The organism is Comamonas odontotermitis, from assembly GCF_014207855.1.
Classification (GTDB): domain Bacteria; phylum Pseudomonadota; class Gammaproteobacteria; order Burkholderiales; family Burkholderiaceae_C; genus Comamonas; species Comamonas odontotermitis_A.
The window spans coordinates 24,329-47,892 of record NZ_JACHKZ010000005.1; the positions used below are offsets into that span (position 1 = coordinate 24,329).

23 protein-coding genes and 2 tRNA genes are annotated in these 23,564 nt (G+C 63.0%); 11 read left to right on the plus strand and 14 right to left on the minus strand.

The window, feature by feature from the left end; genetic code table 11:
* Position 1 precedes the first annotated feature (1 nt).
* Positions 2 to 367: a response regulator gene (locus tag HNP33_RS05505; RefSeq protein ID WP_263434665.1), complete on the minus strand. Its 366-nt coding sequence runs from the start codon at positions 365 to 367 to the stop codon at positions 2 to 4.
* Positions 368 to 376: 9 nt separating this feature from the next.
* Positions 377 to 763, minus strand: a complete 387-nt coding sequence (locus HNP33_RS05510) for a response regulator (RefSeq protein WP_184706139.1) — start codon at positions 761 to 763, stop codon at positions 377 to 379.
* 288 nt (positions 764 to 1,051) lie between these two features.
* Between HNP33_RS05510 and thiD the strand changes: the two genes are divergently transcribed.
* Together thiD and hemL are read left to right on the plus strand one after the other, a co-directional pair.
* The gene (gene thiD, locus HNP33_RS05515; protein WP_184706141.1) at positions 1,052 to 1,951 is read left to right on the plus strand and encodes a bifunctional hydroxymethylpyrimidine kinase/phosphomethylpyrimidine kinase; all 900 of its coding nucleotides are present in this window, start codon (positions 1,052 to 1,054) and stop codon (positions 1,949 to 1,951) included.
* A 118-nt stretch (positions 1,952 to 2,069) separates the two neighbouring features.
* Positions 2,070 to 3,368 (plus strand): glutamate-1-semialdehyde 2,1-aminomutase, encoded by a 1,299-nt coding sequence (gene hemL, locus HNP33_RS05520; protein ID WP_184706143.1) that lies wholly within the window; start codon positions 2,070 to 2,072, stop codon positions 3,366 to 3,368.
* Between the two features lie 101 nt (positions 3,369 to 3,469).
* Here the strand turns inward: hemL and HNP33_RS05525 are convergent, their stop codons facing one another.
* The 5 genes from HNP33_RS05525 to dusB form a co-directional block, all read right to left on the minus strand.
* On the minus strand, positions 3,470 to 4,180 hold the full coding sequence (locus tag HNP33_RS05525) for a Bax inhibitor-1 family protein (protein ID WP_184706145.1): 711 nt from the start codon (positions 4,178 to 4,180) through the stop codon (positions 3,470 to 3,472).
* Between the two features lie 188 nt (positions 4,181 to 4,368).
* Entirely contained in the window at positions 4,369 to 4,833 is a 465-nt protein-coding gene (locus HNP33_RS05530; protein WP_184706147.1) for a c-type cytochrome, read from the minus strand.
* 86 nt (positions 4,834 to 4,919) lie between these two features.
* Positions 4,920 to 6,518 carry a bifunctional phosphoribosylaminoimidazolecarboxamide formyltransferase/IMP cyclohydrolase gene (gene purH, locus HNP33_RS05535; RefSeq protein ID WP_184706149.1) on the minus strand — a complete coding sequence of 533 codons (1,599 nt, stop codon included), beginning with the start codon at positions 6,516 to 6,518 and terminating at the stop codon, positions 4,920 to 4,922.
* A 75-nt stretch (positions 6,519 to 6,593) separates the two neighbouring features.
* A complete protein-coding gene (locus HNP33_RS05540) occupies positions 6,594 to 6,827 on the minus strand; it encodes a Fis family transcriptional regulator (RefSeq protein ID WP_184706151.1) in 234 nt (77 codons plus the stop codon).
* The gene (gene dusB / locus HNP33_RS05545) at positions 6,824 to 7,891 is read right to left on the minus strand and encodes a tRNA dihydrouridine synthase DusB (protein WP_184706153.1); all 1,068 of its coding nucleotides are present in this window, start codon (positions 7,889 to 7,891) and stop codon (positions 6,824 to 6,826) included. The genes HNP33_RS05540 and dusB overlap by 4 nt, the downstream gene beginning before the upstream one ends.
* A gap of 215 nt (positions 7,892 to 8,106) precedes the next feature.
* Between dusB and HNP33_RS05550 the strand changes: the two genes are divergently transcribed.
* A complete protein-coding gene (locus HNP33_RS05550; RefSeq protein ID WP_184706155.1) occupies positions 8,107 to 8,658 on the plus strand; it encodes a YqaA family protein in 552 nt (183 codons plus the stop codon).
* Here HNP33_RS05550 and HNP33_RS05555 read toward each other — a convergent pair whose 3' ends face one another.
* From HNP33_RS05555 to HNP33_RS05580, 6 genes are all read right to left on the minus strand, one after another.
* The gene (locus HNP33_RS05555; protein ID WP_221452001.1) at positions 8,659 to 9,360 is read right to left on the minus strand and encodes a hypothetical protein; all 702 of its coding nucleotides are present in this window, start codon (positions 9,358 to 9,360) and stop codon (positions 8,659 to 8,661) included.
* A 274-nt stretch (positions 9,361 to 9,634) separates the two neighbouring features.
* Positions 9,635 to 10,627, minus strand: a complete 993-nt coding sequence (locus HNP33_RS05560) for a tripartite tricarboxylate transporter substrate binding protein (protein ID WP_184706157.1) — start codon at positions 10,625 to 10,627, stop codon at positions 9,635 to 9,637.
* A gap of 43 nt (positions 10,628 to 10,670) precedes the next feature.
* Entirely contained in the window at positions 10,671 to 11,540 is an 870-nt protein-coding gene (gene nadC, locus HNP33_RS05565; RefSeq protein ID WP_184706159.1) for a carboxylating nicotinate-nucleotide diphosphorylase, read from the minus strand.
* A gap of 242 nt (positions 11,541 to 11,782) precedes the next feature.
* Complete coding sequence (locus HNP33_RS05570) at positions 11,783 to 12,748, minus strand: NUDIX hydrolase (protein ID WP_184706469.1); 966 nt, start codon at positions 12,746 to 12,748, stop codon at positions 11,783 to 11,785.
* 260 nt (positions 12,749 to 13,008) lie between these two features.
* Positions 13,009 to 14,103 carry a redox-regulated ATPase YchF gene (gene ychF / locus HNP33_RS05575; protein ID WP_184706161.1) on the minus strand — a complete coding sequence of 365 codons (1,095 nt, stop codon included), beginning with the start codon at positions 14,101 to 14,103 and terminating at the stop codon, positions 13,009 to 13,011.
* A gap of 186 nt (positions 14,104 to 14,289) precedes the next feature.
* A complete protein-coding gene (locus HNP33_RS05580; protein ID WP_184706163.1) occupies positions 14,290 to 15,171 on the minus strand; it encodes an MOSC domain-containing protein in 882 nt (293 codons plus the stop codon).
* 84 nt (positions 15,172 to 15,255) lie between these two features.
* On the opposite strand from HNP33_RS05580, the gene HNP33_RS05585 reads away from it, so the two are divergent.
* From HNP33_RS05585 to HNP33_RS05600, 4 genes are all read left to right on the plus strand, one after another.
* The gene (locus tag HNP33_RS05585) at positions 15,256 to 16,407 is read left to right on the plus strand and encodes an FAD-dependent monooxygenase (protein WP_184706165.1); all 1,152 of its coding nucleotides are present in this window, start codon (positions 15,256 to 15,258) and stop codon (positions 16,405 to 16,407) included.
* A gap of 75 nt (positions 16,408 to 16,482) precedes the next feature.
* On the plus strand, positions 16,483 to 17,196 hold the full coding sequence (locus HNP33_RS05590; protein WP_184706167.1) for a DsbC family protein: 714 nt from the start codon (positions 16,483 to 16,485) through the stop codon (positions 17,194 to 17,196).
* A 158-nt stretch (positions 17,197 to 17,354) separates the two neighbouring features.
* The gene (locus tag HNP33_RS05595) at positions 17,355 to 19,226 is read left to right on the plus strand and encodes a M61 family metallopeptidase (RefSeq protein WP_184706169.1); all 1,872 of its coding nucleotides are present in this window, start codon (positions 17,355 to 17,357) and stop codon (positions 19,224 to 19,226) included.
* A gap of 146 nt (positions 19,227 to 19,372) precedes the next feature.
* Positions 19,373 to 20,152 (plus strand): enoyl-CoA hydratase, encoded by a 780-nt coding sequence (locus HNP33_RS05600; protein ID WP_184706171.1) that lies wholly within the window; start codon positions 19,373 to 19,375, stop codon positions 20,150 to 20,152.
* Positions 20,153 to 20,272: 120 nt separating this feature from the next.
* Here the strand turns inward: HNP33_RS05600 and HNP33_RS05605 are convergent, their stop codons facing one another.
* Positions 20,273 to 21,433, minus strand: coding sequence for an ABC transporter substrate-binding protein (locus HNP33_RS05605; RefSeq protein ID WP_184706173.1), 1,161 nt, complete (start codon positions 21,431 to 21,433; stop codon positions 20,273 to 20,275).
* Positions 21,434 to 21,699: 266 nt separating this feature from the next.
* Here HNP33_RS05605 and HNP33_RS05610 point away from each other — a divergent pair.
* The 4 genes from HNP33_RS05610 (at position 21,700) to alkB (ending at position 23,519) form a co-directional block, all read left to right on the plus strand.
* Positions 21,700 to 21,776: transfer RNA gene (locus HNP33_RS05610), tRNA-Met, on the plus strand.
* A 177-nt stretch (positions 21,777 to 21,953) separates the two neighbouring features.
* Positions 21,954 to 22,030: transfer RNA gene (locus HNP33_RS05615), tRNA-Met, on the plus strand.
* A gap of 170 nt (positions 22,031 to 22,200) precedes the next feature.
* The gene (locus HNP33_RS21270) at positions 22,201 to 22,797 is read left to right on the plus strand and encodes a methylated-DNA--[protein]-cysteine S-methyltransferase (protein WP_184706175.1); all 597 of its coding nucleotides are present in this window, start codon (positions 22,201 to 22,203) and stop codon (positions 22,795 to 22,797) included.
* Positions 22,798 to 22,847: 50 nt separating this feature from the next.
* Complete coding sequence (gene alkB / locus HNP33_RS05625; RefSeq protein WP_418903820.1) at positions 22,848 to 23,519, plus strand: DNA oxidative demethylase AlkB; 672 nt, start codon at positions 22,848 to 22,850, stop codon at positions 23,517 to 23,519.
* Positions 23,520 to 23,564 lie beyond the last annotated feature (45 nt).

The following is a 23,564-nucleotide window of genomic DNA, read 5'->3' on the forward strand; positions in this document are numbered from 1 at the left end:
CTTATCCCAATGCCTCGATCTTGGCCTTGAGTTCGGCCGGGTCCACCGGTTTGGTCACATAGCCGCGGGCGCCCTGGCGCATACCCCAGACGCGGTCGGTTTCCTGATTCTTGCTGGTGCACATGATGATCGGAATATCCGCATAGTCCGGGTTGCGCGTGATCGAGCGTGTGAGCTGGAAGCCGTTTTGCCCGGGCATCACCACGTCCATCAGGATCAGGTCAGGGCGCTCTTCTGCCAGACGCTGCATCGCCTCGTCCGAATTCTGTGCCGTGCGCACCACCATGCCGTGACGCATCAACAGGTCGCTCAAGAACATCAACTCGGTCTTGGAGTCGTCGACGATTAAAACTTTTTGAATAGGCACAGCCCCTCCTTACCGCACGGCGACAAAGCGTCCGACGGTTTCCAGCAATTGGTCTTTGGTAAATGGTTTGGTGAGGTAGTCTTCGCAGCCCACCATGCGCCCCCGGGCCTTGTCGAACACACCGTCCTTGGACGACAGCATGACCACGGGCGTGGAAGCAAAGGATTCATTGCGCTTGACGATGGCGCAGGTCTGGTAGCCATCAAGCTTGGGCATCAGGATGTCGCAAAACACCATATCCGGCTTGAAATCGTTGATCTTGGAGAGTGCATCAAAGCCATCTTCCGCCAACAGCACCTCATAGCCACCTTGCTTGAGGAAGATCTCGGCACTGCGGCGTATGGTATTGCTATCGTCAACCACCAAGACCTTGAAATTTTCTGCGGATGCTGTCACCGGCCACTCTCCTCACCTAAAGTGTGAAATGCAAATGCACACGGCAGCAAAGGCTGACAACACCCCTCCCACCCGGCTCGCATAGATGTGAATCGCATGGATGCGATTTTCTTTCGACGGAACGGCGTCCGTTTTGGCGCATTTTGCACCACAACGCGTACACTGGACCCGTCACCCCTGCTCTTAATTTTGAAAAGCTTACATAGCCTTTAAATAGAATGCAACGATTGTAGCTTTTCAACACCGATGGTTGTGGTTCCTGCGGCACTGTGCCATACCCTCTTGACTATGACATCTCCTTTGACAACTGTGCCCGAATCCACCGCCAGCGAAAGCACGCTGGCCGCGTCCATCGACACCGTCAGCATTCTGTGCATCAACGCCAACGATCCCATTGGCGCAGGCGGTATCAATTGCGACAGCCTGGCTGTGGCCTCCATGGGGGGCCACCCCTGCACCGTGGCGACAGGCACCCTGGTGCGCGACACCCTGGACACCCTGGATTTTTATGCCCTGCCCGATGATGCAGTGCAACATCAGGCCCAGACCGTGTTGCAGGACATCCCTATCCGCGCCATCAAGATCGGCTTTCTGGGCTCGATCGGCAATGTGCGGGTTTGCGCGGAAGTGACCAATGACTATCCGGACATCCCCGTGGTGGCCTATGTCTCCAGCATGGCCTGGTGGGACGGCGCGCTGATCGAGGATTACCTGGACGCCTATGAAGAGCTGCTGCTGCCGCAGGTGACCGTGCTGGTGGGCGCCTACGGCCAGCTGTGGCGCTGGCTGCTGCCGGAGCGCACCTCCGAGCACCCGCCCACGCCGCGCGACATTGCCCGCGCCGCGGCCGAGCATGCCGTCCCCTTTGTACTGGTCACCGGCATACCCCGCAAAGACCAGCATGTGGAAAACGTGCTCGCATCACCCGACACCATTTATGGCAGCGGCGAGTTTGAGCTGTTTGAAACCGAATATCTGGGCGCGGGCGACACCCTGAGCGCCGCACTGACCGCCCTGCTTGCCACCGAGGTTCCGCTGAGCGATGCCACGGCAGAAGCCATGACGTACCTCGACAAGTGCCTGGAAGGCGGCCTGCGCCCGGGCATGGGCAAGACGATCCCGGACCGCCTGTTCTGGGTACATGCCGATGACGACGAAGACGCTGGCCCAGCAGCCGATGCGCCCTGACTGGCGCAAAGACACCCTGTACAAAGCAGCGCACAATGCAGGGGCGCCTCTCTGATCTGAGCGCCTTCCCTCCAGCCTGTTGGCCGAAAATACCCGGCGAACTCTCTTTTGACACGCTATGACCATCGATAAAAACGCCCAGTTGTTTGAACGCGCACGCCAGGTGATTCCCGGCGGCGTCAACTCGCCCGTGCGCGCCTTCAATGCCGTGGGCGGCACCCCGCCCTTTATTGCCCGCGCACAAGGGGCCTATCTGTGGGATGCCAACGGCAAACAGTATGTGGACTACATCGGCTCCTGGGGGCCGATGATCCTGGGCCATGGTCAGGCCGATGTGGTGCAGGCCGTGCAGGCCGCCTTGCTGGATGGTTTTTCCTTCGGCGCCCCCACCGAGCGCGAAGTGGCACTGTCCGAGGCCATTCTCAGGCTCATTCCGTCGATGGAGATGGTGCGCCTGGTGAGCTCCGGCACCGAAGCCGGCATGAGCGCCATCCGTCTGGCGCGGGGCTACACCGGCCGCAACAAGCTCATCAAGTTCAATGGCTGCTACCACGGCCATGCCGATGCGCTACTGGTCAAGGCAGGCTCGGGCCTGGCTACCTTTGGCGCATCCTCGTCCGCAGGCGTGCCCGCCGAAGTGGTGCAGGACACCGTTGTACTGGAGTACAACGACATCGCCCAGCTCGAAGAAGCCTTTGCCAAGTACGAGGGCCAGATCGCCTGCGTGATGATGGAGCCGATTGCCGGCAACATGAATTTCGTGCGCGCCACCCCTGAGTTCACCCTGCGCATCCGTCAGCTGTGCGACGCGCACGGTGCGCTGATGATCTATGACGAGGTGATGACGGGTTTCCGCGTGGCCCTGGGCGGCGCGCAAAGCATCTACGCGCAGCAGCTCCCCGGCTTTCAGCCCGACATCACGGTCATGGGCAAGGTGATCGGCGGCGGCATGCCCATGGCCGCCTTCGGCGCGCGCCGCGAAATCATGGAAAAACTCTCGCCCCTGGGCCCGGTCTACCAGGCGGGCACCCTCTCGGGCAACCCGATTGCCACGGCCTGCGGCCTCAAGACGCTGGAGCTGATCAGCCAGCCGGGCTTTCATGAACGCCTGCACGCGCAGACCGGCAAGCTGATGGCAGGCATCAAGGCAGAGGCCGATGCCGCTGGCATTCCTTTCTGCGTAGACCACCAGGGCGGCCTGTTCGGCTTCTTCCTGCTGCCCGAGCTGCCCAGCAACTACGATGCGGTGATGAAGAGCGACAAGCCGCTGTTCAACAAATTCTTCCACGGCATGCTCGCGCGCGGCCACTACTTTGCGCCCGCACTGTACGAGGCAGGTTTTGTCAGCAGCGCGCACACCGATGCAGACATCACGTCCACCATCGAAGCCGCCCGCGAAGTGTTCAAAACACTTTAAAACTGCCATGGCGCTTACCTGACAGGCGCCACCAGCTCTCAAAAAGAGAGCAAAACAAAAGCCCCGGCACGCCGGGGCTTTGTTCATGGAGAAAACGCCGCTCAGTCGTCGTTGCCGGTGAGGGACATGATCAGACGCAGCACATACCAGAACAGCAGCGCCACCGATGCGAACAGGTGCAATGCAGCGCCTGCGGGACGGTCAGCGGGGTAGTGGTGGATGATCTGCGAGGTGTCATACAGCACGCAGGCGCCAGCGAACAGGATCATGGCGCCGGAGAACCACACGCCCAACTTGAAGCCAAACAGCACGCCCGCGATGATCACGCCGATCGCCACCAGACCGCCAATCTTCAGAAAGCCGCCCAGGAAGGAGAAATCGGTCTTGCTGGTGAAAGCGGTGAAGGTGAGGCCCGCCACCAAGGCCAGGGTGGCAATGGCTGCAGCCTGAATGGCGCCTGGGGCGATGATGCTTGCCATGGCCAGCATGGGGGCGAAGATCAGGGCTTCCGCCACCACATAACCACCCAGCGCCAGCATCTGCACGCTGTTGCTTTCGGAATTGTCAGCCGCATTGGTGGCAAGCCAGCCCACCACCATGAACGCCCCCATCACGCCCAGCCAGGCCCACTTGCTGGCGCCCAGCATCTTGAGCATGGCAAACGATGCGCCGCTCGCATACAGGCCAAACGACAGCACGGCAAACAGCAGCACGGCGACTGCCAGATAGCTGTAGGCGGCCTTGATAAATTGGCCGCGGGTCTGCGCCTCGGGCACTCCACCGCCGTGACCGGCGTATTCGGGAAAGTTCATGCATCCTCCTTTGGTTTCTCTGCGTTGCAGGCGGGGCCCCGATCGTTGCCCCTGGTGCGCCGCAGTATCGCAGATTTGCTTTACAAAAGTACAGGCTTTTCACCCTTGCCGTACGGGCATTGCCTCCTGCATGGATTGCCACGCAGCAAAAAGCCCGCATGCAGCGGGCTGGGCTGGCGGACGAAGTCTCAGCGCTTGTCAGTATCAGACTTGGCTGACGGCTTGAGTGCCATCAACCACCCGGCCATCAGCTCGGCCTGCTCCTGGGTAATTTGCGGATGGCGGGGCATCACCACGCGGCCCCACTCCCCCACGCTGCCTTCGCGGATTTTGCCCGCCAGGTACTGAACCCCGTCGGGCCGATCGCCGTAGCGCTTGGCAATGGTCATGAAACCGGGGCCCACCACGTCCAGATCCATGGTGTGGCAACGCATGCAGTCGCTGCTTTTCGTCACCAGATCGCGCCCTTGCTGCAGTGCGGGGCTGGCCGCAATGGCTTGCTCGACCGCCACCACCTCCGGCTTGGGCCGCAGGATCAGGCGTCCGATGTTGAACATTCCCAGCCCCACCACCAGCGCAAAGCCCACAATCGCAACGCCCCACCAGCGCGAGCGGCGGGGTTGGTCATCTCTCTCTTCTCGTGTATCGCTCATGGATGCCTCAATTGACACGCTTGCCCGCCGCGAGGCCAGCCTTCCCGCAGAAAGGTTGGCTGGCGGGGCCGGTATCAATCAATGAATCAGTGCCTGAAGTGGCGCACGCCGGTGAACACCATGGCCACGCCGCGCTCATTGGCGGCGTCGATCACCTCCTGGTCGCGCATGGAGCCACCGGGCTGGGCCACGCAGGTTGCGCCCGCATCTACCACCACGTCCAGGCCGTCGCGGAACGGGAAGAAGGCATCGCTCGCCACCACGGTGTTCTGCAGCGACAGCTTGGCGGCATCGGCCTTGATGGAGGCGATGCGTGCCGAATCCAGGCGCGACATCTGGCCCGCGCCCACGCCCATGGTCATGCCCCTCTTGCAGAACACGATGGCGTTGGACTTGACGTACTTGGCCACCTTCCAGGCAAACAGCAGATCGTTCAGCTCTTCAGGGGTGGGCTGCTTGACGGTGACGACCTTCAGGTCGGCCAGCTGCAGCTCATGGTTGTCAGCGGTCTGCAGCAGCAGGCCCGAGCCCACGCGCTTGGATTCGACGGCGTTGCGGCCCTGGTCCCAGGCGCGCTCACCGCCGGCTGGCAAGGCAATCTTCATCAGACGCACATTGACCTTGGCCTTGAAGATTTCCAGCGCCTCGGCACTGAAGTCAGGCGCCATCAGCACTTCGACGAACTGCTTGGAGACGGCTTCGGCCGCAGCCTTGTCCACTGTGCGGTTGAAGGCGATGATGCCGCCAAATGCGCTGGTAGGATCGGTCTGGAAGGCCTTGGCGTAGGCTTCGTGCGCATCCTTGCCGATGGCCACGCCGCAGGGGTTGGCATGCTTGACGATCACGCAGGCGGGCACGTCAAAGCTCTTGACGCATTCCCAGGCCGCATCGGCATCGGCGATGTTGTTGTACGAGAGCTCCTTGCCCTGCAACTGCACGCCGGTCACCAGCGAGCCAGGGGCGGGATACAGATCACGGTACAGCGCCGCCTGCTGGTGGCTGTTTTCGCCGTAGCGCAGATCCTGCACCTTGATGAAGTGGCCATTGCTCTGGCCTGCGAACAGCGCGCGCTCGGGCACATACGCTTCGCTCAGCTTCTCTTCTTCAAACTTGACGCTCGACAAATAATCGCTGATCGCGCCATCGTACTGGGCGATGCGGTTGAAGGCAGCCACGGACAGCGCAAAGCGCAGCTTGTCGGACAGCTTGCCCGCGCCCTTCAACTCAGCCAGCACGGCGTCGTACTGGTCGGCAGCCGTGACCACGCCCACGTCCTTCCAGTTCTTGGCGGCAGAGCGCACCATGGCCGGGCCGCCAATGTCGATGTTCTCGATGGCATCGGCCAGCGTGCAGCCCGCCTTGGCCACGGTGGCCTCGAACGGATAGAGGTTCACCACCAGCAGATCGATGGTCTCGATGCCGTGCTCCTGGAGCGCTGCCATGTGCTCGGGCAACTCGCGGCGCGCCAGCAGGCCGCCATGCACCTTGGGGTGCAAAGTCTTGACGCGGCCATCCAGCATCTCGGGGAACTGGGTCACCTCGGCCACCTCGGTCACCGGCAGGCCCACGCCCGCCAGCAGCTTGGCCGTGCCGCCGGTGGACAGCAGCTGCACACCCAGGCCGTGCAGCGCCTGCGCAAACTCCACAATGCCGGTCTTGTCAGAAACGGAAATCAGTGCTTTCATGGCAATCACTCTATAAATAAAAACAGGCTCTAGCGCTTGCACCGATTGCGCAAGCCGCTATAAATTTGATAGATTTCAAAGCATCTTGTGCTCAACCAGCTTCTTGCGCAGGGTGTTGCGGTTCAGGCCCAGCCATTCGGCTGCGCGCGACTGGTTGTTGTCTGCGTGGTTCATCACCACTTCCAGCATGGGGCGCTCCACCATGCGCACTACCATCTCGTACACGCGGTCTGGCACTTCGCCCTCCAGATCCTGAAAATACGTCTGCAGGCTTTCGCGCACGGACTGCTCAATCGTCGTCTTGCTCATACACAATCACTCGTTGTTGCTTGGGCATCGGCTCCCTCGCCGGCCCCTGGCGCTGCCCCGCTGGCAGGCAGGCGATCCATCTGCTGCCCCAGGGCATCCAGATAATCGGCCACCGCCTGCCATTGCGCAGCGCTGTTCTCTATTAGATTCATCTCGCGCCGAAACGCGTCCCCTCCGGGCAGATCGCGCACGTACCACGCGATGTGCTTGCGCGCAGAACGCACACCCGTGCTCTCTCCGTACAGCGCGTAGTGGTGCTGCAGATGCGCCAGCAGGTGCCTGCGCAGCTCGGCCACCAGTGGCGGCGCCAGGTGTTCGCCCGTCTGCAGGAAATGCACGATCTCCCGAAAAATCCAGGGCCGCCCCTGGGCAGCCCGCCCCACCATCACGGCGTCCGCACCGGTGTAGGCAAGCACATCGCGCGCCTTCTCGGGGCTGGTGATATCGCCATTGGCCACCACGGGCACGCCCACAGCCGCCTTGACGGCACGGATCGTGTCGTACTCGGCAAAACCTTTGTAGCCCTGCTCGCGCGTGCGGCCATGCACGGTCAGCATCTGGATGCCGACCTGCTCGAACTGCCGCGCCAGCGTGATGGCGTTCCTGTGCTCATCGCTCCAGCCGGTGCGCATCTTGAGGGTGACAGGCACCTTGAACGGCGCTGCCGCCTCCACCACCGCCGCAGCAATCTCCACCGCCAACGGCTCGTTCTGCATCAGCGCCGAGCCCGCCCATTTGTTGCACACCTTCTTGGCCGGGCAACCCATGTTGATGTCGATGATCTGCGCGCCGCGCTCGATGTTGTAGACCGCAGCCTCGGCCATCATGAGCGCATCGGTGCCAGCAATCTGCACCGAGATCGGCCCCGGCTCGCCCGCGTGGTTGGCGCGGCGGCTGGTCTTCAAGCTGTCCCATAGATCCTTGCGGCTCGTCACCATCTCGCTGACCGCATAGCCCGCCCCCAGCGCCTTGCACAGCTGGCGGAAGGGCCGGTCCGTCACACCCGCCATGGGTGCCACAAACACGTTGTTGGCCAATTGATAGGAACCGATGCGCACAGACATGGGGAAAAGACAAAAGCGCGCTCCAAAAACAGGGGCGCCGTAGCTTGGATGGTTTGGGGAAGAGAGCGATTGTACCTGCTCAAAAAATCAGCAAGCACCAAATCAACCCGGTTGACACCGTATTCATCCTGATATTTTTTTGCTGCAGGGCCGCAGCTGCATGAAAAGCCCTCACGCCAGAGCCGCGGGCTACACTGGCGCGCATGGAAGTGTGGATGCATCAACTGCTGCAATGGCTGGCCCTGCCCCAGTTCGGGCTCAGCACCGTCTTTATCGTGGCGCTGGTATCGGCAACGCTGCTGCCGCTGGGGTCCGAGCCCGCAGTGGCAGGCCTGCTGCAGCTCAACCCTGATCTGTTCTGGCAGGCCATTCTGGTGGCGACGGCGGGCAACACCTTGGGCGGAGCCATCAGCTGGTGGACCGGCATGCTGGCCCACAAGGCGTGGCGCAAGGCACGCAGCCTGCGCCATGCACAAGACCCCGGGCACGAACCCAAGCAGCAGAGCGCCGCCGCGCCTGCGCAGGCCCCGCACCAGCGCAGCCGCCACCAGCGCATCGCCCGCGTCTGGCTGCGCAAGTTTGGCGCCAAGGCCTGCCTGCTGAGCTGGCTGCCCGTGGTAGGCGATCCGATCTGCGCCATTGCAGGCTGGCTGCGCCTGCCGTTCTGGCCCTGCGTCTTCTATATGGCCATCGGCAAATTCCTGCGCTACCTCGTCATGACCGCCACCATCCTGCACTTCTGGCCCGCAGGCTCGCTCACCGGCTGATCAGGGCAGAAACTTCGGCGAGAGCAGGCGCAGGCCGATGGATACCCAGTGACCGCCTTCGCCGCCAAAGCGGTTGCCGTAGGTGGCGTCCACCTGCACCCGGTCGGGCACCAGCCAGTGACGCAGGCCCACCTGGTAATACGGCTTGCCCACGCCCTGGCGGTAGGTTTCTGCCACCAGCCAGTTGGTGTCCGACAGCTGCGTCTCGGAGCCCAGGCCCCAGGTGAGGCGGTTGTTGTGCGTGCCCTGCTCCCGCAACCAGCCCACATTGGTGTGCAGCACCAGCCGGTCGTCCGCAAACGAAAAGCTGGCGGGCACATAGGCATAGGTATCGTGGCCGCCGCCCGAACCGGGGCGCGGGTCGCGCGACACACCAACGGCCAGGCCATAGCCCCAGCCATTGGTTTCCAGCGGTTTGAACAGCGTCTTGCCCTGAATCAATTGCGCACTGCGTCGCATGCCGCCGTCCTCGCGCGTCCAGGCGCCGCCCAGCGTCACCTCCAGGTTGCCCGTGAAGTTGCAGGCGGGCTGTGCCCACAGTTCGGTATGGCCATCCGTGCGCTTGGCCCAGCTCTCCAGCTGGCACGATTTGTCGTCCACCACCCGCGCATCGTCTGTATTCATGGGGCGGGCCGCATGGGCCATCAACGGTGCGGTGCACACGGCGGCCACCAGGCCATGCATCCAGGGGGTCCAACGCATAAAAAACTCCTTCGCGCATCCGCAGCCAGCGTGCCCGGCCCGTCCGCCCACCAGCACGCACCGCGCGGCGTGCGTGCTTCCTTGATTGATTTGCCGCGGATTATAGGGAGCGCGTACAGGCTTCTACTGCGCCAGCAAAGGCATGGCACCAAACAGCAACAGCTGGGGGCCACCCGCCCAGATGCCACACGGATGACACACTGCAGGCGTATGGCGCAGGAATGGCGATACCGAGCCTCGCCCCACCACAAAGGCCGTCCGCGCCAGCGCCCGCCTAATCCACCCGCAAGCGCAGCTGCCGTGCCACAGCACCGTAGCGGTCGATATCGGCCGCAATGACCTCGCCAAACTGCGCCGCGCTTTGCGTTACTGGCGTATAGCCTTGTTCCCGCAGCGATTGCTGCATGGCGGGCTCAGCCAGAATCTGCGCCAGCACGGCATGCATGCGTTGCACCAGGGCATCGCTGGTAGCAGCGGGCGCGAGCAGGCCGTGCCACTGTTCGACAGCAAAACCGGCAGCCCCTTGCTCGGCCACCGTGGGCACCTGCGGCCACTGCGCAAGGCGCTGGGGCGCGGTGATGGCAATGGCACGCACACGGCCCGCCTCGATCAGCGGCGCAGCGCTGCTGGCCGTCACCACACCCAGAGGCACTTGGCCTGCAGCCAGTGCCGTAATGGCTGGCCCGCAGCCCTTGTAGGGCACATGCTGCAAATGCATTTGCGCGGCCTGCGCCAGCATTTCGCCAGCCATGTGCTGCGGCGTGCCGTTGCCGCACGATGCAAACGGCAGATCCTGCAATTGCGCTGCGGCCCGCGCGTCGGCCAGGCTGTGCAGCGCGCTTGCCTGCGGCACCACCAGCACCGAGGCAATCGTGCCCACGTTGAAGACTGCCTTGAAATCTTGTCGCGGGTCAAAATCGAGCTGCTGGTAAACCGCCGGGTTGATGGCGAACGAGCTGTTGACCATCAACAATGTGGCGCCGTCTCCCGCCGCTTCGGCCACATGGCGCGCGCCGATGTTGCCGCTGGCACCGGGCCGGTTTTCTACCACCACGCTCTGGCCAATGCGCTGCTGCAATGCGGCGCCCAGCTTGCGCGCCAGCAGATCGGTGCCTCCACCGGGCGGAAAGGTCACGACGATGGTGATCGGCCTGTCAAAACGGGCTGCCGCCATGGTGCTGCCGCCCAGCCACAGGCCCGCAGCCATGCAGGCCACGGTGGCGGCTGCAACCCACCACCAGGAAATGCGTTTGGGAAATTGGGGCATGGTGCGCCTCCTTGCAAGGTGTATGTGCCGCACTGCGGCAGGTTCAGGCATCAAGGCCGATATCCAGCACCTTGGCGCTGTGCGTCAGCCAACCCACGGCAATCTGGTCCACCCCGGTCGCAGCAATTTGCGGCGCTGTCTCGGGCGTGATGCGGCCCGAGGCCTCGGTCACCGCCTTGCCTTTGCACATGGCCACGGCCGTGCGCAGCGTCTCCAGGTCCATGTTGTCCAGCAGCACTACGTCAACGCCCAGCTGCAGGGCGGATTCCAGCTGCGCGAGTGTGTCCACTTCCAGCTCGATCTTCACCATATGGCCCACGCCCGCCCGGGCGCGGCCCACGGCGGTGGCCACATCGCCTGCCAGGGCAATGTGGTTGTCCTTGATGAGCACAGCATCGTCCAGACCAAAGCGGTGATTGCTGCCACCACCCACGCGCACCGCGTACTTCTGCAGCGCGCGCAGGCCCGGCATGGTCTTGCGCGTGCAGGTGACCCGCGTGCCGTAGGGCCGAATCGCCTGGGCGATCGAGTGGGTGGCGCTGGCCACGCCGCTCAGGTGGCACAGGTAGTTCAGCGCCGTGCGTTCGGCCGTCAGAATGGCGCGGCTCTTGCCGCTGATGCGGGCGATCTCCATGCCCGGCGCCAGCACCGTGCCATCGCCGCACAGCGGCTCGAACAGCAGGCCGCTGTCGAGCAGATGAAAGGCCAGCCGCGCCAGATCCAGCCCCGCCAATACACCCTCTTGCCGCGCCACGAGGCGCAGGCTGTCCTTGGCATCGGCGGGCACGATGGTGTCCGTCGTCAGATCGCCAGCGCGGCCCAGGTCTTCGAGCAAGGCCATGCGCACCAGCGGCTCCAGCATCACATCGGGCAAAGGGGGAACCGGCAGTGCGGCAATCTCATTAATGCTCATTTTGAGTATTTAAAGGGTAAAAAAGGGGCACAGCGAGTCTTGCTCGTTGCGCACTTATTTATGCTAAATATGAGCATAAATATTGTCAAGGCTTGACCCTTTGAACGTATCCCAAGCAACACCTTGCGGAAGACCATTTCTGGCAACTGCGGGCGGGCGTCTACAGCACCAACCTGCAGCGCTGGTTCGAAAATGGCAGTGAAATATGGCTTCCGCAGCTATCTTTTCTGAATAAACAATGATCAGCTGCGCGCCAGAGGCAGCTTGTTGCCGGCAATGGCCCGTTCCATCAGCACATTGCGGCGAAAGCGGAACAACTTGGCGGGCCGGCCCGCGCCCGCCGTGCTCATGTGGCCGGTGTCTTCCACCAGGGCCTGCTGCTCGATCAGGCGGCGAAAGTTCTGCTTGTGCAGGCTGCGCCCGGCCAGGGCTTCCACCGTCTGCTGCAGTTGCAGCAGCGAAAAACTGTCCGCCATCAGCTCATAAACCACGGGGCGGTACTTGATCTTGGCCCGCAGGCGCGCCATGCCGGTGGCCAGAATGCGGCGGTGGTCGTTGCGCATGGCAAGGCCCAGCAGTGGGCGGTCTGCGGAGGCTGCCACGCCGTCACGCCGGGCTTCGGCCACCAGGCCAGCTTCAAACAGCAACTCGTAGCGCTGCAGCACCAGCTCTTCGTTCCAATCGCAGCCCTCCAGGCCAAAAGTGACACTGACGCGCTCCCATCGAGCGCTTGCAGCTACTTTTTCAGGAGCGCCATCGCTCCATGCGCGCAAGGCGGGCGCAATGCACTGGCTGAGAAGGGCGGGCGCGCCGTTGCGCCAGTCTTCCCAGGGGAAATAGCGGTACCAGTCCTGCCAGCCCGGCTGGGCATCCCCCGCATTATCCAGCTCGCGCGTGAGCGCCAGGTAGCTGATCGAGATGGCGCGCATGCCCACCTCTTGCGAGCGGTCGCGGTCGGCAAAGGTGTAGAGCTGCTCGACAAAACCCAGCGGGTGGTGGGTCTGCGTCTCCACCCAGGCCCGCAGGCTGGCCTGCAGCGAGCGGTGGTTGGCGGTGAACGGCCCCGCAGGCAGGGCGTCTCCGCCTTGCGTCGTCAGAATGCGCGGCTGGCCGCCCGTCACCGCCACCAGCACCGCCACCAGATCGGCCTGCACCGAATGCTGCTCCCGCTCGGCAGCGCTCAGCGCAGTGGAGGCAAAGGCATTCATGGCGGCGGCGGATGGGGTCACCAGGCAATACTTTCTGAGGAATTCGTTGGGATGGCTCGGACCGCGCGATGGCGCAGAGGTCGCGGAGGTTGCGATCAGGCTCCGCTGCGCGCGATTAACGGCTATCTTATAACGGCTTGCAGCGGCATTGCGCCGCGCTATCCGGCAACAAAAAAGCCCGCTGGCAATGCAGCGGGCTGGGGCAGTTTTTGCGCTGCCAGCGCATGGGCAACACGCTGGCAATCCAACAACGGGGTCAATCAAACATTGAACAGGAAGTTCAGCACATCGCCGTCCTTGACGATGTATTCCTTGCCTTCGGCGCGCATCTTGCCCGCTTCCTTGGCGCCCTGTTCACCCTTGAACTGGATGTAGTCGTCAAACGAGATGGTCTGCGCACGGATGAAGCCGCGCTCGAAGTCGCCGTGGATCACGCCAGCAGCCTGCGGGGCGGTGGCGCCCACGGGCACGGTCCAGGCGCGCACTTCCTTCACCCCTGCCGTGAAGTAGGTCTGCAGGCCCAGCAGCTTGAAGCCCGCGCGGATCAGGCGGTTGAGGCCGGGCTCTTCCAGGCCCATTTCTTCGAGGAACATGTCGCGGTCTTCGTCGCTCATTTCCGACATTTCGGCCTCGATCTTGGCGCAGATGGCCACCACGGGCGCGCCCTGGGCTTCGGCGTAGGCCTTGAGGCTGTCGAGCAACGGGTTGTTTTCAAAACCGTCTTCGCTGACGTTGCCCACAAACATGGCAGGCTTGGCGGTAATCAGGCAGAACTGCTTGAGCAGCGGTGCGTCTTCCTTGGACACGGGCACGATGCGGGCAGGCTTGCCTTCGTTGAGTACGGCCTGGATGGGCGTGAGCAGCGAGACCAGCTTGGCCGCCTCCTTGTCGTTGCCCGACTTGGCGGCCTTGCTGTAGCGGTTGAGCGCTTTTTCGACGGTGGCGAGGTCGGCCAGGCACAGCTCGGTCTGGATGACTTCGATATCGGCAATCGGATCGACCTTGTTGGCCACGTGGATCACGTTGGGATCTTCAAAGCAGCGCACCACGTTCACGATGGCATCGGTTTCGCGGATGTGGGCCAGGAACTGGTTGCCCAGGCCTTCGCCCTTGGAGGCGCCAGCCACGAGGCCTGCAATGTCCACAAACTCCACGATGGCGGGAACGACACGCTCGGGCTCGACGATCTTGGACAGCTCGTCCAAGCGCGGATCGGGAACCTCCACCACGCCGGTATTGGGTTCGATGGTGCAGAAAGGATAGTTCTCGGCGGCAATTCCAGCCTTGGTCAACGCATTAAAAAGGGTGGACTTGCCAACGTTTGGCAAACCGACGATGCCGCATTTGAGGCTCATGGCAGTGCTTTCTCTATTCTTTCGGACAAACCCGGTATTTTAAGCCGAAGCGGTTTTGCGGGCGGCACCGGGGCATATTCAGCCCGTTCACCGCCATCTGCAGCGTAAGCTGCGTCAACTCAAAAACAATAGCAACAGGCGCTCCCCCTCTGGCCGCTGCAATTGTTTTCTCAGTAAATCCGATGCTCAATCAAACTGCAGCGCGCCGCCTACCCGGTCGCCCACCCGCAGCAGGCCGCCCGCGCCCGCAGGCACGATGGCATTCATGCCAAAGGTGACAGCGCCATCGAGCCGGTCGTCATGGCGGTAGGTCTGCAAGGTGTCGGTCACACTGGTGCCGCTTTGCGATGTGGCCGGGTCGATATCCGGGATGGGGCAACGCGCGCAGGGCTTGACCAGCGGCAAATCCAGCCACTGGCGGCTGTCCGCCTCGCCCTGGTGCACCGCCAGCGCCTCGATGCGGTCTTCGTCGTGCGACTGAAAGCCCTGCACCACAATGTTGGCGCGAAAGCGGTGGGCCACCACCACAGTGTGGCCGCCCTGCGTCAACCGCTCGTTCAGCTCATCCACCGAGGCCTGGCTGACCACCAGGATTGGATAACCATCGGCAAACTGCGTGGGCGCATCGGCGCCGCGCGTCCACTTCTTGCTGGCCAGGCGCTGCGCCTGCGGCGCCATGCGCACCAGCGAGCATTCCTTCTGCAGAAACTGGCTGAACCAGGCGTTGATGGCGTCTGGCGCCTGCAGCGCGGGCACATGGTCGTCCCACACACGCACCCTGCGCTCAGGGCCGGTGAACGCCATGTCCACGGTCAAGGGCGCCATGCCAGGGGCCGTCACCGTCATCACGCCGCCTTCGATTGCAGGCTGCACCAGCACCATGCGGGCGATCTCGCGCTGCGTGATGAATTCACCCCGCGCATCCACCAGCATGAAGGCGCGGTCGTGCTCCAGGCCCGTGGGTAGCAGGCGCGCACTTTGCACCGCAATACCCGCGCAGGACTTGATCGGGAAGATCCACAACTGGCCAATCTGGCCGGTCACGTCGAAGAAATCGGTGTCTACCATGGTCGTACTCTTGTTTGATTCTTGGCAAACCACACTGTAACGAGTAAATGGTCCGCGCTCCACGCCTACTACAATAGTCCGCCTATGGCTTCTGAATTCGATGTTTGTATCCGCGGCGCCGGCATTGTGGGCCGCAGCCTGGCCTTGCTGCTGGCGCGCGAGCGCATGCGTGTCGCGCTGGTCGATACCGCGCCCTCGCCCGGCAACAGCGGCCATGGCGATGTGCGGGCCTATGCGCTCAACCAGCTCTCGCGCGAAGTGCTGCAATCGGTGCGCAGCTGGCCCGAAAGCGCCTACGCCACCCCCGTCACCCGCATGGATGTGTATGGCGATGCGGGCGGCGAAGTGCATTTTGAAGCCGAACGCCAAGGCGTCGATGCCCTCAACTGGATCGTGGACGTACCCGCGCTGGAAGCCCAGCTCGCCGCCGCCGTGCGCTACCAGCCCATGGTGGAAGTGGTGGCAAGCCCGGTGAACGCGAGCCTCACGGTGGTGTGCGAAGGCAAGCACAGCCGTACCCGCGAAGAGTTTGGCGTCGAATTTGCCACCATGCCCTACCACCAGACGGCCATTGCCACCCGCGCCCAGTGCGAAGTGCTGCATGGCCAGGCCGCACGCCAGTGGTTCTCGCCAGCAGGCGACATCCTGGCCTTCTTGCCGCTGGGCGGTGTGGGCGCCAGCGAAGTCGCCGTGGTCTGGTCGCTGCCCGAAAAGCAGGTGCCCGCCCTCAAGGCGCTGACCGATACCGAATTTGCCGACGCGCTGCAATCAGCCAGCCAGGGAGCGCTGGGGCGCCTCACGGTGGTGGCCGAGCGCGCCGCCTGGCCCCTGCAGCAATCGGTGGCGCGCCAATGGTGCGGCCCCATGCCCGGCAGCGATGCCCTGCGCGAGCCCGCCAGCTGGGTGCTGGCCGGAGACAGCGCCCATGCCGTGCACCCGCTGGCGGGCCAGGGCCTGAACCTGGGCATGGCCGATGTGGCGGCGCTTGCACGGCTGCTGACTGGCGAAGACGCCCGCTGGCGCCACCTGGGCGATCTGCGCCTGCTGCGCCGCTACGAACGTGAGCGCAAGGCGCGCCTGGCGCCCATTGGCCTGGCCATGGACGGTATCCAACAATTGTTTACACGGGCTGAACTGCCACTGGCCAACCTGCGCAACTGGGGCATGAGCGGCTTTGAGCACAGTGGCCCGCTCAAGGCCTGGGTCACCCGTCAGGCCATGGGTGTGAACTTTTAGCGCACTTGCGGTACAAACCTGTGTTGGCCCGCTCATCCGGGCCTTTGGATTGTTTGAACTTAAAGAAAGACTCTCATGCGATTTCTCTCTACCGTGTTGGCCAGTGCTGCCATGGCGGCCAGTTTCAGCGCCAGCGCGCAAGAAGACGTCATCCGCAAGACTCTGGCAGAACGCATTCCCCAGTTGCAAAAGATTGAAGAAGTCAGCGCCACGCCCATGCAGGGCCTGTACGAAGTGCGCATTGGCACCGATGTGTTCTACAGCGATGCCAAGGGCAACTACCTGATCCAAGGCGAGCTGATCGACACCCAGGCCCACCGCAACCTCACCGAAGACCGCATCAACAAGCTCACGGCAGTGGATTTCAACAGCCTGAACCTGAAAGACGCGATCAAGACCGTCAAGGGCAATGGCTCGCGCAAGATTGCCGTATTTGAAGACCCGAACTGCGGCTACTGCAAGCGCTTTGAAAAGGACCTGCAGAACGTCAAGGACGTGACGGTCTACACCTTCCTCTACCCCATCCTGAGCCCCGATTCGGTCGAAAAATCGCGCAACATCTGGTGCGCCAAAGACTCGGCCAAGGAATGGGCCAGCCACATGCTCAAGGGCACCGAAGCCCCTGCCGCCGCCGCCAGTTGCGACGTAACGGCCCTGCAGCGCAACATGGAATTTGGCCGCAAGTACAAGATCACCGGCACGCCCACCATCTTCTTTGCCGACGGCTCGCGCGTCCCCGGCGCCATTGGTGCCGAAGACCTGGAAAAGCGCCTGAAGACCATCAAGTAAGCAGGTGCTCCGCCAGGAGAACACGCGAGAACAAGGCCCTGCGGGGCCTTTTTTTATGGCTGCGCAGCCCCCAGATGAAAAGCGCCATTCCGAGAAGACGGCGGGCACCTTCTGCCTGCCTATACTGCGCAAATACCCTCAGCCACCCGGCCCAGCCCATGAAAAAAAGCATTCCCGTTGCAGCAGCCAATGCCATCCAGTACACCATCACGCCGGTGGATCTGAACGCCCACCTGTACGAAGTGGTCGTCAATATCCCCGATCCCCAGCCGCAGCAGACCGTATCGCTGCCAGTGTGGATACCCGGCAGCTACCTGGTGCGCGAATTCTCCAAGAACCTGCAGGACATGACAGCCAGCCAGGGCGGGCAGATGGTCGATGCCGTCCAGCAGAACAAGAACACCTGGAAAATCGACGCCAGCGCGGGCGTGCCGCTCACGCTCAGCTACCAGATTTGCGCCTACGACAGCTCGGTGCGCACCGCATGGCTGGATGCGAGCCGCGGCTTTTTCAACGGCACCAGCGTGTTTGTGCGCGTGCACGGAGCAGAGCAGCGGCTGCAGGTGCTGCACATCGAGGCCCCCGCCAGCCAGCCGCGCTGGCAGGTGGCCACCGGCTTGACTGCCATCAAGACCCACAAGAATGGATTTGGCCGCTACCACGCTGCCAGCTACGACGAACTGGCGGACTGCCCGGTAGAGATGGGCGCATTCTGGAGCGCGGAGTTCACCGCCCACGGCGTGCCCCACCGCTTTGTGGTGGCGGGCGCAGCGGCCAGTTTTGATGGCGAGCGCCTGATTGCCGACACCAAGAAGATCTGCGAGACCGAGATCCGCCTGTGGCACCCCAAGGGCAAGCCGCCGTTCGAGCGCTATGTGTTCATGCTCAACGTGATGGACGACAACTACGGCGGGCTGGAGCACCGCAACTCCACAGCCCTCATCTGCGGCCGGCGCGACCTGCCGCGCAAGGGCCAGGGCGCCGATGCTAACAAGGCCGGCAGCGGTTACACCACCTTGCTCGGCCTGATCAGCCATGAATACTTCCACACCTGGAACGTCAAGCGCCTGCGCCCCATCGAGCTGGCCAGCTACGACTACGAGCGTGAGAACTACACCGAGCTGCTCTGGTTCTTTGAAGGCTTTACCAGCTACTACGACGACCTGATCCTGCGCCGCGCAGGCCTGCTGGACAACGCCGAATACCTGAAGCTCCTGAACAAGACCATCAACCAGGTGCTGCAGACCCCCGGCCGCCATGTGCAAAGCGTGGCCGAGGCCAGCTACGACGCCTGGGTCAAGTACTACCGCCAGGACGAAAACACGCCCAACGCCACCGTCAGCTACTACACCAAGGGCTCGCTGGTGGCGCTGTGCCTCGATTTGAGCCTGCGCCGCGAAGGCAGCACCACGCTCGATCATGTGATGCGCGCGCTCTACAAGCAATGCAAGGGCGGCCCGATGCGCGAGCAGGATCTGCTGGACGTGCTGCACACCCTGACAGGCCACAGCTGGACAGCCGATATCACCGCCTGGGTGCATGGCAGGCTTGACCTGCCCGTTGCTGCACTGCTGCAGGCGCACGGCGTGCAGTGCAAGGGCGATACGCCGCAGATCGCCCAGCAGCTGGGCCTGCGCGTGAGCGAGGGCGCAGCCGGTATCGGCGTCAAGGTCGTGCTGCGCGGCGGCCCCGCCGAAGCCGCAGGCATGATGGCCGGTGACGAGTGGCTTGGCATCGAGCCCGTGCAGGCCACCGCCCAGGCGGCTGGCTGGCGGTTGACCAAGCTTGACGACCTGTTGCTGTACGCAGGAGAGGCCAGCGAAGTGCTCGCCCTCGTCGCCCGCGACAAGCGCCTGCTGCGCCTGCCGCTGCAACTGCCTGCCGCTACGGCCCCACAAGTGTCAAAAGCGGCAGCCAAAGCGACAGAAAAAGGCCGAAAATCTGCCACAAAAACCGCCACTGCTGCAGATACGGTCACTCTTTCTGTCGCCGATGAAAAATCGGTCAGCCGCTGGCTGGATGGGCGCTAGGCAGCGATAGCGGCCCTTGAACAGGTACCTTGATGTGCCAAGTTGCCCCCCTGCTGCGCCGCAGCAGCAGGCTTGGTGTAGGATGCCTGACGAAATATGCAGGCGCCAGCGGGCCGCTGGTGCCAGACCAACCAAGGAGACAGACCGTGGCCTATGAAATGATCGAAGTGCGTGTCGAAGCCGAAAAGGTCGGCGTCATCACGCTCAACCGCCCCAAGGCACTGAATGCGCTCAACGACCAGCTGATGAACGAGCTGGGCGACGCGCTCAAGCAGTTTGACGCCGACAAGCGCATTGGCTGCATGATCATCACCGGCAGCGAAAAGGCCTTTGCCGCGGGCGCCGACATCGGTGCCATGGCCAAGTACAGCTTTGCCGATGCCTATGGCGGCGACTACATCACCCGCAACTGGGAAACCATCCGCTCCATCCGCAAGCCGGTGATTGCAGCGGTGTCCGGCTACGCGCTGGGCGGCGGCTGCGAGCTGGCCATGATGTGCGATTTCATCATCGCAGCCGACAACGCACGCTTTGGCCAGCCCGAGATCAAGCTGGGCGTGATTCCCGGCGCCGGTGGCACGCAGCGCCTGCCGCGCGCCGTGGGCAAGGCCAAGGCCATGGACATGGCCCTGACCGGCCGCATGATGAGCGCCGAAGAAGCCGAGCGCGCCAGCCTGGTCAGCCGCGTGGTGCCGCTGGACAAGCTGATGGAAGAAACCCTGGGCGCGGCCATCATCATCAGCGGCTTCTCGCAGCTGGCCGTGATGGCTGCCAAGGAATCGGTCAACCGCGCCTTTGAAGGCAGCCTCAACGATGGCGTGATGTTTGAGCGACGCCTGTTCCACGCGCTGTTTGCCACCAACGACCAGAAGGAAGGCATGGATGCCTTCGTGAACAAGCGCGAAGCCAAGTTCACGCACAGCTGATCAATAACTGATTAATGGCTGGCCGATAGCTGACTGATAGCCGGTCGGGCATTTCAGGCACCAAAGAAAAACGCCGCATGACGCGGCGTTTTTTGCTTCCCCTCACACCCTCTCCCCATCTCAACTCAGAATCTGGCCATTCTGCGCCACCGTCACGATGTCGGTATAGGTATTGCCCTCTCGGGCGTCCTTGCCATAGCGAATACGCAGGCCACCCAGGTCGAAATCGCTCATGCTCTCCAGACCTGCGGTCACGCTGTCGCGGTCGACCCTTGCGCCTGCGCGGCGAATGCCTTCAGCCAGCACGCGGGCATCGGCATAGCCTTCCAGGCTGACCAGCGAATCGCCGCTGAAATTGGATGCCCGCATGTCCGCACGATACTTGCGTGCCAGCTCGAACCGCTCTGCATTGGGTGGCGGCACGATCACCGAGAAAATCGGCCGCTCGGGCTGCTTGGCCATGGCGGCCAGATTGGGGGCGCTGCCGCCCAGGGACAGCGCAAAAGAGATTGCCGTGCCGCCCGCTGCGCGGTAGGCCTCATGGAAGGCAGGCAGCGTTCCCACCAGGCTCATGATCAGCACCTGCGCGGGCACGGCAGCCAGGGCCTTGGCGGCAGGGCCGACTTCGAGGCTGGCCGTACCGGGCGTGCTGGCAACGCCCACGGCCTTGATGTTGCGCCGCGCAAGCGCCGCATTGAAGCCATCGAGCACCGACAGACCAAACGGATCGTTGGGGTAGACCAGGGCGATCTGTTTTAGGTTGAGGGTGTCGGCAAAGCGCACCAGGCGCTCCAGTTCCACGTCGTAATTGGTGCGCACCCAGAACACGTTGTTGGCCCCGCGCTTGTGCAGCGCCGTGGTGCCCGAGTTGGGCCCAACGATGGGCACCGTGCGCACGGCATTCATCACCTCGGTGGTCTGGCGCGTACCCTGGGGGTGCAGCAAGGCCACCACGCCTGCATCCGAGGCAAACTTGAGCGCGTTTTCCTTGGCCTTGGCCGGGTTGAACTCGTCGTCAGCCATCACCAGCTCGACCTGGCGACCGTTGATGCCGCCCGCGCGGTTGATGGCATTGAAGCAGGCCTGCGCCCCCTGGAACAGACCCTGGCCATTGGGCTTTTCCACCCCGCTGTTGGCAAAGGTGGCTGCCACGCGGATGGGCGCGGACTGCGAGCGCGCAATGTACGGCGCTCCGGCAATCAGCGCCCCGGACGTCTGAATCCATTGGCGGCGCGACCATTGCCGCTGCCCGGCTACCTTGTTCTTTTCTGGCGTCTGCATGGCGCCTTCTCCTTGAGTGGTTTCTTGCGGAACCGTGGGCTATTTCCGTCCCAGCGGTCGATAAAGCAGGCGCCACTATTGGGAAAAGCCTACATATTGTCAACAAAAATTACATATGCGCGCATGATCTTTTACACACTCGGGTTTGTCGTTATTGATGAATATCCGGGGCTATGCGAATCCGCATGGATGATCCATACGGCTGCCTGCAAAAGTGCCGCGAAATTTCTTCGGGCTGAAATTTCGATATATAATGGCGCTCTGCCGGTCGTATAGCTCAGTTGGTTAGAGCGCAGCATTCATAATGCTGATGTCGTAGGTTCAAGTCCCACTACGACCACCAGACAACAAACCGCAGTGTTCGCAAGAGCACTGCGGTTTTTCTTTGTGCAGATGCATTTCAGGCCTCAAAAATGCCGTTCGCTGGTACCTTGCCGTGCGCGTGCACCCTGCACCTGTGGCGAAAAAGAGCGCAATTGTGCCGCAGCGTGCCGACTTTGCCCCTACAATGCGCCCTCCTGGTCGTATAGCTCAGTTGGTTAGAGCGCAGCATTCATAATGCTGATGTCGTAGGTTCAAGTCCCACTACGACCACCAGACAACAAAGCCGCAGTGTTTGCACAGAACACTGCGGCTTTTGCTTTTGGTGTTGCGCGGCAACGCCGCCTGCCTCCACCAGATCGCCAGCAATTGCAGCGCAAGAATGTCGAGGCACGGAAAAAGCTGCGGCGTTACAGTGCAAGCATTCCATCTGACGGAAGCTTGCCATGCAACACATCACTCTGCTCCCTACCCCGCCACGCGCGCCAGCGCAGTTGCACTACAGCGTGGTGCCCTGTTCGCTGGGGCTGGTGCTGATTGCTACCCGCAGCGATGCGCCCACCGCCCCTGGCCAGCGACTGCCGCCCCTGGCCGTGCTGTACTTTGGCGACGAGGCAGCGCCCCTGGTGGCAGAGCTGGCGCAGTGCTACCCCAAATCCGCCCTGGTGCACGACGACGCGGGCCTCGCCGCACTGGCGCAGGCCGTGCAAGCGGCGCTGCAGACGCCTGCGCTGGCAGCGCAGGTGCCCCTGGTGCTGGGGGGCACGGCGTTCCAGCAGAAGGTGTGGCAGGCCCTGTGCCAGATTCCGCCGGGCCAGACCCGCAGCTACAGCGAACTGACGGCGCTTCTGGGTGACCCCAAGGCCGTGCGGGCCGTGGGCCGGGCCAATGGCGCCAATGAAATCTCGCTGCTGGTGCCCTGCCATCGGGTGATTGGCAAGAACGGCTCGCTCACCGGCTACCGCTGGGGGCTGGAGCGCAAGCATGCCTTGCTTGCCACCGAGGGGTTTGCCTCCCAGACGCAGCAAAAAGAGCTGATCTGATCAAAACCGCTAAAGCTTTCACCCCGTAGGCATAGCACGCTATCAAAATCATAGTAATGCAAGACCTGTTCAGCACTGACGACACCATTGACAGCCCAGCGTGGGAACGCATTGCCATCGGCAAGCAGGCCTGCGTGCTGCGCGGTTTTGCGCTGCGCTGGCAACAGGCCCTGCTCGATGAATTGACGCACATCACCAGCCAGGCGCCGTTTCGCCACCTCATCACCCCCGGCGGGCGCCACATGCAGGTGGCGATGACCAATTGCGGCCATTTCGGCTGGTACAGCGACCGACTGGGTTACCGCTATGTGCGGGCCGATCCGCTGAGCGGCCAGCCCTGGCCTGCCATGCCATCGAGCTTCATCGAACTGGCCGCGCAGGCCGCCGACGCAGCGGCGCTACCCGCCTTTGCGCCCAATGCCTGCCTCATCAACCGCTACACGGTGGGCACGCGCCTCACGCTGCACCAGGACGAAGGCGATGCCAGCCAACCGATCGTCTCCGTCTCGCTGGGCCTGCCCGCCATTTTTCTGTGGGGAGGCCATGAGCGCGGCGATGCCACGCAAAAACTGCCCCTGCAGCACGGCGACGTGGTGGTGTGGGGAGGCGTGGACCGCATGCGCTACCACGGCGTGATGCCGGTCAAGGACGGGGCAAGCCCCGTGGCGCATCCGCTGCTGGCGGGGCAACGGATCAACCTGACCTTCCGCCGCGCGGGCTGACCCGGCGCGCGGGCCAACAAAAAAGCCCCGCGCGCGGTGCACGCG